At 68.9% G+C, this 13850-nt stretch carries 15 protein-coding genes; 6 read left to right on the top strand and 9 right to left on the bottom strand.

Annotated elements, in window-relative coordinates; all coding sequences use genetic code 11:
- Positions 1–2: 2 nt before the first annotated feature.
- Positions 3–872 (bottom strand): branched-chain amino acid aminotransferase, encoded by an 870-nt coding sequence (locus tag IEV87_RS17310; RefSeq protein ID WP_188479510.1) that lies wholly within the window; start codon positions 870–872, stop codon positions 3–5.
- A 153-nt stretch (positions 873–1025) separates the two neighbouring features.
- Here IEV87_RS17310 and IEV87_RS17305 point away from each other — a divergent pair, with 153 nt between their 5' ends.
- The 6 genes from IEV87_RS17305 (at position 1026) to dxs (ending at position 6287) form a co-directional block, all read left to right on the top strand.
- Positions 1026–1517, top strand: coding sequence for a MarR family winged helix-turn-helix transcriptional regulator (locus tag IEV87_RS17305; RefSeq protein WP_188479065.1), 492 nt, complete (start codon positions 1026–1028; stop codon positions 1515–1517).
- Positions 1518–1520: 3 nt separating this feature from the next.
- Positions 1521–2225, top strand: a complete 705-nt coding sequence (locus IEV87_RS17300; RefSeq protein WP_188479064.1) for a response regulator — start codon at positions 1521–1523, stop codon at positions 2223–2225.
- Positions 2226–2237: 12 nt separating this feature from the next.
- The gene (locus tag IEV87_RS17295) at positions 2238–3167 is read left to right on the top strand and encodes a histone deacetylase family protein (RefSeq protein ID WP_188479063.1); all 930 of its coding nucleotides are present in this window, start codon (positions 2238–2240) and stop codon (positions 3165–3167) included.
- A gap of 67 nt (positions 3168–3234) precedes the next feature.
- Positions 3235–3480, top strand: a complete 246-nt coding sequence (locus IEV87_RS17290) for an exodeoxyribonuclease VII small subunit (protein WP_188479062.1) — start codon at positions 3235–3237, stop codon at positions 3478–3480.
- A gap of 1 nt (position 3481) precedes the next feature.
- Complete coding sequence (locus IEV87_RS17285) at positions 3482–4342, top strand: polyprenyl synthetase family protein (RefSeq protein ID WP_188479061.1); 861 nt, start codon at positions 3482–3484, stop codon at positions 4340–4342.
- A gap of 19 nt (positions 4343–4361) precedes the next feature.
- Positions 4362–6287 (top strand): 1-deoxy-D-xylulose-5-phosphate synthase, encoded by a 1926-nt coding sequence (gene dxs / locus IEV87_RS17280; protein WP_188479060.1) that lies wholly within the window; start codon positions 4362–4364, stop codon positions 6285–6287.
- Between the two features lie 163 nt (positions 6288–6450).
- On the opposite strand, the gene IEV87_RS17275 is transcribed toward dxs, so the two are convergent.
- The 8 genes from IEV87_RS17275 to IEV87_RS17240 form a co-directional block, all read right to left on the bottom strand.
- A complete protein-coding gene (locus tag IEV87_RS17275; RefSeq protein WP_188479059.1) occupies positions 6451–7374 on the bottom strand; it encodes an HNH endonuclease in 924 nt (307 codons plus the stop codon).
- A 192-nt stretch (positions 7375–7566) separates the two neighbouring features.
- The gene (locus IEV87_RS17270; RefSeq protein WP_188479058.1) at positions 7567–8181 is read right to left on the bottom strand and encodes an exopolysaccharide biosynthesis protein; all 615 of its coding nucleotides are present in this window, start codon (positions 8179–8181) and stop codon (positions 7567–7569) included.
- A 62-nt stretch (positions 8182–8243) separates the two neighbouring features.
- Positions 8244–9101 carry an SDR family oxidoreductase gene (locus IEV87_RS17265; protein WP_188479057.1) on the bottom strand — a complete coding sequence of 286 codons (858 nt, stop codon included), beginning with the start codon at positions 9099–9101 and terminating at the stop codon, positions 8244–8246.
- A gap of 30 nt (positions 9102–9131) precedes the next feature.
- Positions 9132–10124, bottom strand: coding sequence for a tetraacyldisaccharide 4'-kinase (lpxK, locus tag IEV87_RS17260; RefSeq protein WP_188479056.1), 993 nt, complete (start codon positions 10122–10124; stop codon positions 9132–9134).
- A complete protein-coding gene (locus IEV87_RS17255) occupies positions 10111–11325 on the bottom strand; it encodes a 3-deoxy-D-manno-octulosonic acid transferase (RefSeq protein WP_188479055.1) in 1215 nt (404 codons plus the stop codon). Before IEV87_RS17255 ends, lpxK begins: the two co-directional genes overlap by 14 nt.
- Positions 11326–11328: 3 nt before the next feature.
- Positions 11329–11574 carry a DUF4170 domain-containing protein gene (locus IEV87_RS17250; RefSeq protein ID WP_188479054.1) on the bottom strand — a complete coding sequence of 82 codons (246 nt, stop codon included), beginning with the start codon at positions 11572–11574 and terminating at the stop codon, positions 11329–11331.
- A gap of 73 nt (positions 11575–11647) precedes the next feature.
- On the bottom strand, positions 11648–12481 hold the full coding sequence (locus tag IEV87_RS17245) for an inositol monophosphatase family protein (RefSeq protein WP_188479053.1): 834 nt from the start codon (positions 12479–12481) through the stop codon (positions 11648–11650).
- The gene (locus IEV87_RS17240) at positions 12468–13814 is read right to left on the bottom strand and encodes a TldD/PmbA family protein (RefSeq protein ID WP_188479052.1); all 1347 of its coding nucleotides are present in this window, start codon (positions 13812–13814) and stop codon (positions 12468–12470) included. Before IEV87_RS17240 ends, IEV87_RS17245 begins: the two co-directional genes overlap by 14 nt.
- Between the last annotated feature and the right edge of the window lie 36 nt (positions 13815–13850).

Here is a 13850-nt window from a genome sequence, read left to right as displayed (position 1 = left end):
GGTTATGCGCGAACGAGTTTCTCGTAGCTTTCCACCATGTCCTTCGCCAGCGCGCCGACCTCGAAGTTGTAGGTTCCGATCTGGCCGACCGGGGTGACCTCGGCGGCGGTGCCGGTGAGCCAGCACTGTTCGAAGCTTTCCAGTTCTTCCGGCATGATGTGACGCTCGTTCACCTTGATCTGCTTGTCTTCAAGCATGCCGATCACCGTCTGGCGGGTCAGGCCGTTGAGGAAGCAGTCGGGCTTGGGGGTGTGCACCTCTCCGTCCTTGACGAAGAAGATGTTGGCGCCGGTCGCCTCGGCCACGTAGCCGCGGTAGTCCATGAACAGCGCGTCGGAGCAGCCCTTGGCCTCGGCCTCGTGCTTGGACATGGTGCAGATCATGTAGAGACCGGCGGCCTTGGCGTGCACGGGGATGGTTTCCGGGGAGGGGCGTTTCCACTTGGCGATGTCGAGCTTGGCGCCCTTCATCTTGGCGTCGCCGTAGTAGTTGCCCCACTCCCAGCCCGCGATGGCGAGGCGGACGGGGTTGCGGCGGGCGGAGACGCCCATGTCCTCGCCCGAACCGCGCCATGCTACGGCGCGGACATAGGCGTCCTTCCAGCCGTTGGCGGCGAGCATGTCGTACTTGGCCTTCTCGATCTCTTCCACCGTGTAGGGGATTTCGAAGTCGAGCCACTGGGCGGATTTCTTCAGACGCTCGGAGTGCTGCACGCCCTTGAAGATCTTGCCGTTGTAGCACCGCTCACCCTCGAACACCGAGGAGGCGTAGTGCAGGCCGTGGGTCAGCAGGTGGACGTTGGCATCGCGCCATTCCACCAGCTTGCCGTCCATCCAGATCTTGCCGTCGCGATCGTCGTAAGCGCCTTCCATCGTCTTCACCTTTTCCATTTGTTGCGCGTGTCTGGTCCGTATCGGACATAAAATTGCGCCAAAATCCGCGACTCGCTAACAGTTGGTCCTTGGAATGTCAACAAGGCTGACGTAATGTGACGAAATCCAAGGCGTTTTGTGAACGGGTGTCCGATGAGCGAGGTCCATACCGGGGAAAGCCTGCTGTTCCTGACCGACGAACAGCTGCGGCAGGGGATCGAGGCGGTTTTCTTCGCCTATCGCGGGTTTACCTCGGCCCCCGACCAGATCCTTGAAGGCATGGCCTATGGCCGGGCGCATCACCGGGCGATCCATTTCATCGCGCGGGCGCCGGGGATGAACGTGAACCGCCTGCTGGCGATCCTCGGGGTGACGAAACAGTCGCTGAACCGGGTACTGCGCACGCTGATCGAGGACGGGCTGGTGGAAAGCCGGGTCGGACGGGCGGACAAGCGGGAGCGGCATCTTTACCTGACGGAGGAGGGCGCGGCGCTTGAGGGGCGGCTGTCGGAAGCGCAGCGGGCCTGGATGCGCGCAGCCTACCGCAAGGCGGGGCCGGATGCGGTCACGGGGTTCCGGCAGGTCCTTGAGGCGATGATGGATCCTGAGCTGCGCCGTCTGTATGCAGGTCTGCGGGAGGGCTGAACCATGGCCGAACCGACGCCGCATCTGCTGATCGTCGACGATGACGAGAGGATCCGCGACCTGCTGGCGCGGTACCTGAAGAAGAACGGATTCCTGATCTCGGCCGCGCGGGACGCGGGCCATGCGCGGCGGCTGCTGAGCGGGCTGGAGTTCGACCTGATCGTGCTGGACATCATGATGCCGGGCGAGGACGGGGTGAGCCTGACGAAATCGCTGCGGGGAGAGATGCAGACGCCGATCCTCCTCCTGACCGCGCGGGACGAGACGAAGGACCGGATCGCGGGGCTGGAGGCGGGGGCGGACGACTACCTCGCCAAGCCGTTCGAGCCGAAGGAGCTGCTGCTGCGGATCAACGCCATCCTGCGGCGAATGCCGGAGCCCGAGGCGGTGAAGGTTGCGCCCAAGGTTCTGACCATGGGGCAGGTGCGCTATGACATCGACCGGGGAGAGATGTGGCACGGGTCCGATCCGGTGCGCCTGACGGGGACGGAGGTGCAGCTGATGCGCATCTTCTCTGCCCGGCCCGGAGAGCCGATGAGCCGCACGCGACTGGTCGAGGAACTGGGGCGCGGCGCGGACGGGCAGGCGCAGGAGCGGGCGGTGGACGTGCAGATCACCCGGCTGCGGCGGAAGATCGAGGCGGATCCGAAGCAGCCGCGCTATTTGCAGACGGTGCGGGGCGAGGGCTATATGCTGGTGCATGACTGACCCGGAGGTTTCATGACGACCGCGCTGCTCACCCATCCCGACTGCCACGGCCATATCAACCCCGAGGGGCATCCCGAACAGGTCGCCCGCCTGCACGAGGTGTTGAAGGCGCTCCACGGCAAGGACCTGCTGCGGAAGGAGGCTCCGCTGGCCGATGACGCGTCGCTGCTGCTGTGTCATCCGCAGGCGCATCTGGATGCGCTGAACGCCGCCGCGCCGGACACCGGGACGTTGCAGCTGGATGCGGATACCTACATGACGCCGGGGTCGCTGACGGCCGCCTATCGCGCGGCGGGCGGGGCTGTCCGGGCGGTGGACATGGTGATGGGCGGGGAGGCCGCGAATGTCTTCGTCGCCTGCCGTCCGCCGGGCCATCACGCGGAGACGGAGCGGCCCATGGGGTTCTGCCTGTTCGGCAACGTCGCCGTCGCGGCCCGGCATGCGCTGGAGGTGCACGGGCTGAAACGGGTCGCCATCGTGGATTTCGACGTGCATCACGGCAACGGCACGCAGGACCTGCTGTGGGACGAGGGGCGCGCGCTGTTCATCTCGACCCACCAGATGCCGCTGTATCCCGGGACCGGGGCGCAGCACGAGCGCGGGGCACACGGGCAGATCACCAACATTCCCTTGTCGGCGGGCACGGATGGCGGGCTTTACCGCAAGATCCTGACCAACCGGATCATCCCGCTGATCGAGGCGTTCGAGCCGGAGATGCTGTTTCTGTCCGCCGGATTCGACGCGCACAAGGATGACCCGCTGGCGTCGATCGACCTGTCGACCGAGGATTTCGGTTGGATCACGCAGGAGCTTGCCGCGCTGGCGGGGCGGGTCTGCGGGGGGCGGGTCGTCTCCTGCCTCGAGGGCGGGTACAACCTGCCGGCGCTTGCCGCGTCTGCGGCCGCGCATGTGGATGCGCTGATCGCCGCGGGGGCGCGGTGAACCGCGCGTTGAACCCCGACCGGACTCCGCCTATGGTCCGCGCGACCCGAAGCCCGAGGAGCGAGCCATGAGTGATGCGAAACCCGTCGAGGAGATGACCTTCGAGGAAGCCATGCGGGAACTTGAGCAGGTCGTCGGCAAGCTTGAGCGGGGCGACGTGCCGCTGGAGGATTCCATCGCGCTTTACGAGCGCGGGGCGGCGTTGAAGAAGCGCTGCGAGGACCGGCTGAAGGCGGCGGAAGAGAAGGTCGAGGCGATCACCGCCGATGCCGAGGGCAATGCCACGGGGACACGGCCCGCGACGGGGCTCTGACATGTTCGACCGGCGGATCGCCGAGGTCGCGGCGGCGGTCTCTGCCCGGCTGGACGCCGCTCTGGCCCCGATGCCCGGAGAAATCGGCGCGGCGATGCGCCATGCCTGCGGCGGGGGAAAGCGGCTGAGGGCATTCCTTGTCTGCGAGGGGGCGGCGTTGCACGGCGTGGAGTCGGCCCCGGCGCTGGACGCGGCGGCGGCGATCGAGGCGATGCATGCCTATTCGCTTGTGCATGACGACCTTCCCGCGATGGACGACGACGACCTGCGGCGGGGACTTCCGACGGTGCATGTGAAGTGGGACGAGGCGACGGCGGTTCTGGTCGGGGATGCGCTGCAGTCGCTGGCGTTCGATCTGGTCGCGCATATGGCGCTGCCCGCCGAGAGGGTGGTGACGCTGACCGCCGGGCTGGCACGGGCTGCCGGGGGGCGGGGGATGGTGCAGGGGCAGGCTCTCGACATCGCCGCGGAAACCGCCGCGGTGCCGCTGACCCTGGCGGAGATCACCGAACTGCAGGCCAAGAAGACCGGCGCGCTGATCGAATGGTCGGCGCAGGCCGGGCCGGTGATGGCGGGGGCTGAGACGGGGGCCATGGGGGCCTATGCCCGCGCGCTTGGCCTTGCCTTCCAGATCGCGGACGACATCTTGGACGTTGAGGGAGACGAGGCGCAGACCGGCAAGCGGCTGCGCAAGGACGGAGAGGCCGGCAAGGCGACCTTCGTGTCGCTGCTTGGTCTCGACGGTGCACGGAAAGAGGCCGCGCGCCTGGTGGAAACCGCCTGTGAAGCTCTTTCGGGCCATGGTGCGGAGGCGGATTGCTTGCGGCAGGCCGCGCGCTTCGTTATCTCGCGCCAAAGCTAGTCGCCCCGAGGAGGGCAGGATGAGCCAGAGACCCGACACCCCGCTGCTGGACCGCGTGACGGAGCCCGCCGACCTGAAACGGTTCTCGGATGCCGAACTCCGGCAGGTCGCGCATGAACTGCGGGCGGAGACGATTTCGGCGGTGTCGGAAACCGGCGGGCATCTGGGCGCGGGGCTGGGGGTCGTGGAACTGACCGTGGCGCTGCATGCGATCTGGGACGCGCCGAAGGACCGGATCGTCTGGGATGTGTCGCACCAGACCTATCCGCACAAGATCCTCACCGGGCGGCGCGACCGCATCCGCACCCTGCGCCAGAAGGGCGGGCTGTCGGGCTTTACCAAGCGGTCGGAGTCGCCCTATGACCCGTTCGGCGCGGCGCATTCCTCGACCTCGATCTCGGCGGCGCTCGGGTTCGCCGTGGCGCGCGACCTTGGCGGTGCACCCGAACACGGGATCGGCGATGCCATCGCGGTGATCGGGGATGGCGCGATGAGCGCGGGCATGGCATTCGAGGCGATGAACAACGCCGGCGCGCTGAAGAAGCGGCTGATCGTCATCCTGAACGACAACGACATGTCCATCGCGCCGCCGGTCGGGGCGCTGTCGTCCTACCTCTCGCGGCTGTACGCCGGGGCGCCGTTCCAGGAGCTGAAGGCGGCGGCCAAGGGCATGGCGAGCCTGCTGCCTCCGCCGTTCCAGGAGGGGGCGAAGCGGGCCAAGGACATGCTCAAGAGCCTCGCCGTCGGCGGGACGCTGTTCGAGGAACTTGGGTTTTCCTATATCGGTCCGCTGGACGGACACGACATGAGCCAGCTTCTGCCGGTGCTGCGCACCGTGAAGGCCCGCGCGCAGGGTCCGGTGCTGATCCATGTGGTGACCAAGAAGGGCAAGGGCTATGCCCCCGCCGAACGGGCCATCGACCGGGGCCATGCGACGGGCAAGTTCGACGTGGTGTCGGGGGAGCAGAAGAAAGCGCCGTCCAACGCGCCGTCCTACACCTCCGTCTTCGGGAAGGAACTGGTGCGGCTGGCGGCGGAGGATCCGAAGATCGTCGCCGTGACCGCCGCAATGCCGGACGGGACCGGGCTGAACCTGATGGCGGAACGCTATCCGTCGCGCTGTTTCGACGTCGGCATCGCCGAGCAGCACGGCGTGACCTTCGCTGCCGGGCTGGCGGCGGGCGGGATGAAACCGTTCTGCGCGATGTATTCGACCTTCCTGCAGCGCGGCTACGATCAGGTGGTGCATGACGTGGCCATCCAGCGCCTGCCGGTGCGCTTCGCGGTGGACCGCGCCGGGCTGGTCGGGGCGGACGGGGCGACCCATGCGGGCAGCTTCGACGTCGCCTACCTTGCCAACCTGCCGGGCTTCGTGGTGATGGCCGCCGCCGACGAGGCGGAGCTCAAGCACATGGTCGCCACCGCCGCCGCCCATGACTCCGGCCCGATCGCTTTCCGCTATCCGCGCGGAGAGGGTGTGGGCGTGGAACTGCCCGCGAAGGGCGAGGTTCTTGAAATCGGCCGCGGCCGCCTGATCCGGGAGGGGGCGCGCGTCGCCATCCTCTCGTTCGGGACGCGCCTGTCAGAGGTCATGACGGCCTGCGAGGCGCTGGACGCGCGGGGGATCACGCCGACGGTGGCGGACGCCCGTTTCGCCAAGCCGCTGGACCGCGACCTGATCCTGCGGCTTGCCCGCGATCACGAGGCGCTCATCACGATCGAGGAGGGTGCGGTCGGCGGCTTCGGCTCTCACGTTGCGCAGCTGCTGGCGGAGGAGGGCGTGTTCGACCACGGGCTCAAGTACCGTTCCATGGTGCTGCCGGACGTGTTCATTGACCAGTCCACACCCGAGGACATGTATGCGACGGCGGCGATGAACGCGCCTGATATCGAGGCGAAGGTGCTCGAGGTGCTCGGGGTGGCGCAGGTCAAGCGCAAGGCCTGAATCCTTCATCTTGCCGGAAATACTCCGGGGGAGTCGCGGCACGCGACGGGGGCTGAGCGCGGGTGTGATGGCGCTGCGGACGTCTGACATGGGGCGTGACCGAGAGGTCGCGCCCCTTCTTCGTTTGACGAAACGAGGTGCAGGGGGGCGGCCCCTTGCTGCCTCAGCCCCAGTCCAGGGTCTCGCCGCTTACAACCTGCCCGAAGACGTTCTCCCTGTGCCAGCGCAGGTTCTCCGGGTGGGGTGCGTTGCGCGGGTCCTCGGGCTTCAGCAGCTTGCCATCCGGCGCCAGCAGCCGGCCGACCACATCGCCCGGGACCTTGTTGCGCGAGACGAGGATGGTCTCGCAGTCGTCGGCGACGGAGATCAGGCCACGGTCGAACATCCAGTGCAGCGTTCCCGACAGGGCGAGGCCATTGCGGACGGAGTCGCTCCCCTGCCGCTCGACCGGCCGGATATGGGCTGCCTGAACTTCGGGCCGGCCACCGCCGTTGCGCAGGTGCAGGCCCGACATGGCACAGCGGTAACCGTAGGCCTCGCGGACCTTCCGGCGGAAAGCGACCTCGCGGTAAGGCCGGCGCGTCAGGCGTTCTAGAACGGGGCGCTCGAAAAGCTCCGCACCCTCGGCAAGCTCCGCCAGCTGCGGGTCATAGCGGGTCGCCTCGATCCGCTCCAGCTCCTGCGGCAAGCCGAGGTTCACGATCCGCGCGAAGTCCGCCTCCGGCAGTCGGCGCACGGCAAGCTGCACGGACCCGCCCTTCTTGGGTGTGCCGTCCGGCTCGGTCAGCGAAGCCTCCAGGGGGCGCCCGTCCGCAAGGCGCGGGACCTCGCTGTCGAAGGGCAGGAAGCTCCCCGGCTCGATCAGCGCGAGGAAGCGGCCCTCGACACCCGGCTTGGGGATGACCCGCGAGATCTTGGCGACGCCGAAGTACCCGCGCGGCCCCGCCTTCACCGGCTCGTAGTAGACGACCCAGTCGCCGACGGCCTCCTCTACCGCCTTCAGGTACGACCTGGGGAAGTCGTAGACGACGTCGGGCTCGTCCTCGTAGATCGAGTCCGCCTTGTGCAGCAGAACCAGCTTGACCATGGCGCCAGGAAACCAGTACCGCGGGCAAAAGCAAGATTTTTCAGCGGCCTTCGCTACCGGTCGAGGCGATGCAGACACATATCATTGCTCACGGCAGAATACCGCCACCGAGCAGTTCAAATATCGGCTGGGCAGCGCCCCCTCCCCCTTCCAATTGTCGCCATGAGGCGGCAGGGCAGTGCCCCTTCCGACCTACCCGCCCGCACCCGTCATCAGCCACCAGACAAGCCCGGTGCTGAGCGCGACCTGCGTGTAGCCGAGGAAGGTAAACAGCCCGTCCCGCGCCAGCAGTCCGATGGAGAAGAGCGAGATCGCCAGCGCGAAGATCGAGGTCACCATCGGCAGCACCTCGAGCAGGGGCATGACCATGCAGATGGCGAGAATGCCGAGCAGGGTGACGATATTGGCGGGGCGGGAGACAAGCATGCTCATCCGGCGGTGCGTGCGGGCGTCGATCCATTCGCAGGGGCGGCGCAGCCATTCGACGGCCTTCTTCAGGCGGCGCGAGGGGACGCGGCGGCGTTTCAGGATCTCGGGCAGCCAGACGTGGTCGCGGCCGATCAGCTTCTGAAGCGTCACGATGAACATGAAGATCGCGCCGATGGTGGGCAGGCCGAAGATGCCCGAGAGCGGCGAGACGAGGATCAGTGCGGGGACGAGGATCACCGGAGCGAAGCTGCGTACCCCGATTTCGGACAGGATGTCGCGGACGGCGACGCTCTCCCCCGTCGCGCTGTGGTCGAGCGCGTCGAGGATGTCGGTCAGGCTGCGCAGTCTCGCCCTGTCCGGGATGTCTGTCGGGGTCATCGTCGCCATGCTCATACCGGGGCAACGCGCGGGGATGCGTTCGGTTCGGTCCCGGTTCGGGTTTATTTGCCGGTCTCCAGCGCAAGCAGCGCGGCCAGTCCCTCGCGGTATGTGGGGTAGATCAGCCGGACGTCGAGGTCCCGCTTGATGCGGTCGTTCCGGACCCGCTTGCTTTCGGCATAAAAGCTCCGGGCCATGGGGGTCATTTCGGCGGTTTCGAACGGTTCCTCCGGGGGAAGCGGGCGGTTCAGGAGGTGGGCGGCGTGGGCGATCACCTCCTCCGGCGGGGCGGGGTCGTCGTCGCAGAGGTTGTAGACCGCGCCGGGATCGGGGCGCGCGATGGAGGCGGCGAGGGTCTGCGCGATGTCGTCGACATGGATGCGGGAGAAAACCTGTCCGGGCTTCACGATCCGCCGGGCGGTTCCGGCCCGCACCTTGGCGAAGGGGCCGCGACCGGGGCCGTAGATGCCCGCGAGGCGGAAGATGTGGAGGGGGAGGCCTGGGATCGCCTGCCATTCGGCTTCGGCCGCGACGCGCCACTTGCCGCGGCGGGTGGAGGGGGTGAGGGGTGTTTCCTCATCCACCCAAGCCCCGCCGTGATCGCCGTAGACGCCGGTGGTGGAGAGGTAACCCGCCCATCGGAGGCGGGGAGCGATGGCGGTGATCCGGTCGCGGAGGTGGCGCAGCATCGGGTCGCCGTCCTCGTCCGGGCCGGCAGAGATCAGGAGGTGGGTCGCGTGTTCCAGCGGCGCGGAGAGGTCGCCGGGGAAGAGGTGGGGGACGGTGCCCTCGGCCTCCAGCTCCGCGGCCTTGTCGGCGGAGCGGGTGGTGCCGTGGATGGACCAGCCCTGCGGAATCAGCAGGCGGGCGAGGGCGCGGGCCGAATAGCCGTGGCCGAGGGAGAGCAGTGTTCCGGTCATGGGTCTTGGTCGTGGATCGGGTGGGCGAGGTCAAGCGGGGAAGATGCGGGCAAGCGCCTGTTCCAGCCCGGCGGGGTTTTCCATACGTAGGCGTACGGGGAGCGTCAGCACCTTGTGGCGGAAACTCTGCGGCAGACGCACGGCGTCCTTCTCTGTCGTGACGAGCTGCGCGCCGAGGCGGGCGGCGTCGGATTCGAGCCGGGCGAGCAGCGCGGGGGTCAGCGGCTGGTGGTCGGAGAGCGGTTCGGCATGCACAAGCGTCGCGCCGAGGCCGCGGAGGGTGGCAAAGAACTTTTCCGGATGGCCGATTCCGGCGAAGGCGAGGAAGGGGATTTCGCTCCACTCCATACCGGTTTCCAAAGGCTCCAGGACGCCGCGGAGGTGGGGCAGGGGCAGGTCGGGATTTGTGGTCGCAAAGCGGGTCTGGGCAGCTGCGTCCCCGATGGAAAGCAGGAGGTCGGCGCGGGCGAGGCCGGTGGCGACGGGTTCGCGCAGGGGACCGGCGGGGAGGCAGAGGCCGTTGCCGAAGCCCCGCGCGGCGTCGACCACGACGAGGGAGAGGTCCTTGGCCACGGCGGGGTTCTGGAAGCCGTCGTCGAGGATGATCGCCCCGGCCCCGGCCCGCGTGGCCGCTCGGCATCCGGCGAGCCTGTCGCGGGCGACCCAGGCGGGGCCGAAGGCGGCAAGGAGCAGCGGCTCGTCGCCAACATCCGCTGCCGTATGGTTGGCCGGGTCCACCTGTACCGGGCCTTCGATCCGGCCGCCATGTCCGCGGGAGACGGTGTGCGCGGTGATGCCCCGGTCGGCGAGCATCTGGCGCAGGGCGATGACGGTTGGCGTCTTTCCGGTGCCTCCGGCGTTCAGGTTTCCGACGCAGATCACCGGCACGCCGACCCGTTCGGGCGTGCCGGTGGCCAGCCGCCGGGCCGTGGCCCGCGCGTAGAGCCAGCCGAGCGGGGAGAGCAGGCGCGCGACAGGGCCGGGGCGGTCCGGCGGGTTGGACCAGAACTCAGGCGCGCGCATCGGACGGGGTCCTGCCGGAACGGGGCCTGCGGTCGAGGATCTCCTCGACGGTTTCAAGAACCTTGTCGGTGACCTCCGCGCCCTCGGTCGCGACCTCCCACGCGGCCTGCGCCATGGCGGCGGCCTGGTCCGGGGCGTTCAGGCGCAGCACCCCGGCGGACAGGGTCGCGGCGTCGCGAACCGGGCGGGCGGCCCCGGCGCGGGAGAACCGGGCATAGGCCGCGGCGTGGTGGGACACGTTCGGCCCGTAAAGGATGGCGGAGCCGAGCGCAGCGGGTTCGTAGGGGTCGCGCCCGCCATGTCCGGCGGTCAGCGACGATCCCATGAAGGTGACGGGGGCGAGGCGATACCAGAGCCCCATCTCACCGTGCGTGTCGGCGACAAGGACCTGCGTGGTTTCCCCGGGAATGCCGCCTTCGGACCAGCGGACATAGCGCAGGCCCTGATCGTCGAGCGAGGCCACCATGCCGTCGCCATGTTCGGGGCGGTCGGGAACGAGGATCATCATCAGCCGGTGCGCGGCACGGATGGCCTGGCGGTGCGCTTCGGCCACGATCGGGAATTCGTCGGGCTGGATCATCGCGGCGAGCCAGACGGGGCGGGAGACGAGCACCTCGGACAGGTCCTCGTGATCGCTTTCGTTATAGCCGAGCGCCGCGCCGCCTTCCTGAAGCGATCCGGTGACGGAGATCTGGTCGGGCGGAACACCCATGCGGGCAAGGCGGCGTCCGGTGTTGGCGGTCTGGGCGAAGATCTTCTCGAACCCCAGAAGGGCGGCGCGTTCGGAGCGGCGGGCCCAGGGCATGCGGCTGTCCTGCAGCGCGTCTTCCGCCGCGTCGACGAGGATCATCGGGATGCGGTCCTGCCGCGCGGTCGCCAGCAGCGTCGGGCGCAGGTGCCCGGTGTGCCAGATGCAGATGTCGGGGCGCCAGTGGGCGAGGAAGGTCCGGCAGTCGGAGGTGCTTTCGTCGGGCACGGTCTGTAGCAGCACGCAGCTGGCGATCCGGTCTGGGCAGGGCGCGCCGGGGGACTGGGTCAGCAGCATCGACAGGCCGGGGCGCTGCGCGGCGGCGCGTTCGGCGATCTGGATGAGGGCCGGGATACGGTCGGGGTCGGCGGCATGGGCCCACAGCAGCGGGCCGTCCGGGCGGTCAGGAAAGGCGCGCTCGGACCCGGAGGCGCGGCGCGAAGAGGATGGCACGTGTCAGTGTCCCAGTTCTTCGGTCGACGAGGCCTGCGTTTCCTCGTCCCGCAGGCGGTGGAGATGCGCGATGTAGTAGCGCATGTGGGCATTGTCCACCGTCCGCTGCGCCGCGCCCTTCCAGGCGTCGAAGGCGGCGGCGTAGTTGGGGTAGATGCCGACGATGTCGATGTCGTCGACGTTCTTGAACACGTTCTTCGTGGGGTCGACCAGTTCTCCGCCGAAGACAAGATGCAGGCGCTGCGTCATGGGAACACTCCTTGAAACGGGTTGACCGGGTCGGGCGGGGTCGTCTGCAACCTGCGGAATCCGGGCGCGCGCGTCAAGATCCGGAGGGGTGTTGCGTCGGGTCGCGGCGGGAGGACCTGGCGGGGCCGAGGGCGGTCAGGATTTCCGCGTGCAGTCCGGGGCAGGCGGCGATCACCCCGTCGACCTGCGGGCGGGGGTTGTTGAAGCGCAGCGGCGCACCGGTGCGGGAGGAGGTGACGGCCCCGGCCTCGCGCAGGATCAGATCGCCGGCGGCGATGTCCCATTCCCAGCTGTCGCGGAACGTGAGCATGGCGTCGAACCTCCCCTCGGCCACCAGCGACAGGCGGTAGGCGAGCGAGGGGCGGTAGTGGCGGCGCACGTCGGGGACCCCGCCGGGCCAGTGGCGGGTGTCGTAGTTCGGCTTGGCGGCCAGCACGCGGGCCCCGGTCAGCGCGTCGCGCGGAGAGACGCGGATCGGGCGGTCGTTCAGGAAGGCCCCGCGCCCTTTCGCAGCGGCGTAGAGCTTGCCCTTCACCGGCAGGTAGACGGCGGCGGCGACGATTTCCCCGTATTCGGCGATGGCGAGAGAGTGGGCCCAGGTGTCGCTGCCCTCGATGAAGCTGCGGGTGCCGTCGATCGGGTCGACGATGAAGACGCGGTCTCGGGTCAGGCGATCGGCGGTATCCTCGCTTTCCTCGCTGAGCCAGCCATAGGTCGGGCGTGCCTGCGTCAGCGTGGTGCGGAGCATGTCGTCCACGGCGAGGTCGGCTTCGGTCACGGGGCCGAGGTCGTCGGGCTTTTCCCATCTCTGCGCGGTGGTGCCGGAAAAGGTCAGCGCGGTGCGCCCTGCCCGTCGTGCCGCTTCGGTGAGAAGGGCGAGGTCGTCGGCGGGGCTACTGTCCGGCAATCGACATGTCCTCGATCAGAATCGACGGGACGACGTGACTGAGGTGCGGGCGGGCGTCGTTGGCCGGGATCATCCGCGCCAGCATGTCGAGCAGGTTGCCTGCGATCGTGCCCTCGGCCACCGGGTGCGAGATCCGGCCGTTTTCGACCCAGAAGCCGGAGGCGCCGCGGGAATAGTCGCCAGTATTGGCGTTAATCGTGGAGCCGATCAGGGAGGTGACGAGGAAGCCGGTCCCCATCCGGGCGATCAGGTCGTCGCGCGTGGCGGTGCCCTGGGTCAGTTCCACGTTCCAGTTGGACGGGGAGGGCGGCGCGCTGAGCCCGCGCGCGGCGTTGCCGGTCGGGGCCATGTTCAGCTTGCGCGCGGTGGCGAGATCGAGCGTCCAGCCGGTGAGGATGCCGTCGTCGACGATGGCACGGCGGGCGGTCGGCAGGCCCTCCGCGTCGAAGGGGCGGGAGCCGGAGGTGCGGGGGCGATGCGGGTCCTCGGTCAGGGACAGGCCCGCGGGCAGGACCCGCTGGCCGAGGTGGCCGCGCAGGAAGGACCCGCCACGCGCGATGGCCACGCCGTTCACCGCGCCAAGCAGGTGGCCGATCAGGCTGCCGCTGATGCGTTCGTCGAACAGAACGGGGTATTTGCCGGTTTTCGGCTGCACCGCGCCGAGGCGCGACACGGCGCGTTCGCCGGCACGGGTGCCGATTTCTTCCGCCGGTCGCAGGTCGGACTGGAAGAGGCGCATGTCGCCGTCGCTGTCGCGTTCCATCTTCGTGCCGGTGCCGGCGATGGCGGTGCAGTAGGTCTGGCGGTGCGAACGGCTGTAACCGCCGGAAAAGCCGTTGGTGGCGGCGATATGCACGTGGGAGGTGCCGTAGGACGCGCCCGCGCCTGATACCTGGGTGACGCCGTCGACGGCCAGCGCGGCGGCCTCGGCCGCCAGCGCGGTCTGCATCAGCGCGTCGGGGGAGGGGGCGTCGGAGGGGTCGAACAGTTCCAGGGCCGTGGCGTCGCGCAGGGCGGAAAGCTGGTCGGAGGAGGCCAGGCCGACGGTCGGGTCCTCGGGTGCCTCGCGCGCCATGGCGACGGCGCGGGCGGCCATTTCGTCCATCGCCGCATCGCGCAGGTCCGAGGAGGAGACGCAGGCCTGCCGCTGTCCGAGGATCACGCGCAGACCGATTTCCGCGCCTTCCGAGCGTTCGGCCTCTTCCAGCTTGCCGGCGCGCACGCCGATGGAGACGGAAGAGCCGTCGCGGGCCATGGCGTCGGCCTGGTCGGCCCCGGCCCGTCTGGCGGCCTCAAGCAGGCGGGCGGTCAGGTCGGGCAGGCTCTGGGTCATCATGGGTCCTTGTCGCGCCCTACGGAGGTAGCCGCG

The sequence above is a fragment of the Primorskyibacter flagellatus genome, assembly GCF_014638275.1.
Taxonomy (GTDB): domain Bacteria; phylum Pseudomonadota; class Alphaproteobacteria; order Rhodobacterales; family Rhodobacteraceae; genus Pseudooceanicola; species Pseudooceanicola flagellatus_A.
Note: the sequence above shows the minus strand (reverse complement) of the source record. Positions and strands in the feature narration are given on the sequence as shown.

Bases quoted from the DNA above. Each gene is read 5' to 3' on its own strand.
- IEV87_RS17310 (WP_188479510.1), bottom strand. From the start codon at position 872: ATGGAAGGCGCTTACGACGATCGCGACGGCAAGATCTGGATGGACGGC.
- IEV87_RS17305 (WP_188479065.1), top strand. From the start codon at position 1,026: ATGAGCGAGGTCCATACCGGGGAAAGCCTGCTGTTCCTGACCGACGAA.
- IEV87_RS17300 (WP_188479064.1), top strand. From the start codon at position 1,521: ATGGCCGAACCGACGCCGCATCTGCTGATCGTCGACGATGACGAGAGG.
- IEV87_RS17295 (WP_188479063.1), top strand. From the start codon at position 2,238: ATGACGACCGCGCTGCTCACCCATCCCGACTGCCACGGCCATATCAAC.
- IEV87_RS17290 (WP_188479062.1), top strand. From the start codon at position 3,235: ATGAGTGATGCGAAACCCGTCGAGGAGATGACCTTCGAGGAAGCCATG.
- IEV87_RS17285 (WP_188479061.1), top strand. From the start codon at position 3,482: ATGTTCGACCGGCGGATCGCCGAGGTCGCGGCGGCGGTCTCTGCCCGG.
- dxs (WP_188479060.1), top strand. From the start codon at position 4,362: ATGAGCCAGAGACCCGACACCCCGCTGCTGGACCGCGTGACGGAGCCC.
- IEV87_RS17275 (WP_188479059.1), bottom strand. From the start codon at position 7,374: ATGGTCAAGCTGGTTCTGCTGCACAAGGCGGACTCGATCTACGAGGAC.
- IEV87_RS17270 (WP_188479058.1), bottom strand. From the start codon at position 8,181: ATGACCCCGACAGACATCCCGGACAGGGCGAGACTGCGCAGCCTGACC.
- IEV87_RS17265 (WP_188479057.1), bottom strand. From the start codon at position 9,101: ATGACCGGAACACTGCTCTCCCTCGGCCACGGCTATTCGGCCCGCGCC.
- lpxK (WP_188479056.1), bottom strand. From the start codon at position 10,124: ATGCGCGCGCCTGAGTTCTGGTCCAACCCGCCGGACCGCCCCGGCCCT.
- IEV87_RS17250 (WP_188479054.1), bottom strand. From the start codon at position 11,574: ATGACGCAGCGCCTGCATCTTGTCTTCGGCGGAGAACTGGTCGACCCC.
- IEV87_RS17240 (WP_188479052.1), bottom strand. From the start codon at position 13,814: ATGACCCAGAGCCTGCCCGACCTGACCGCCCGCCTGCTTGAGGCCGCC.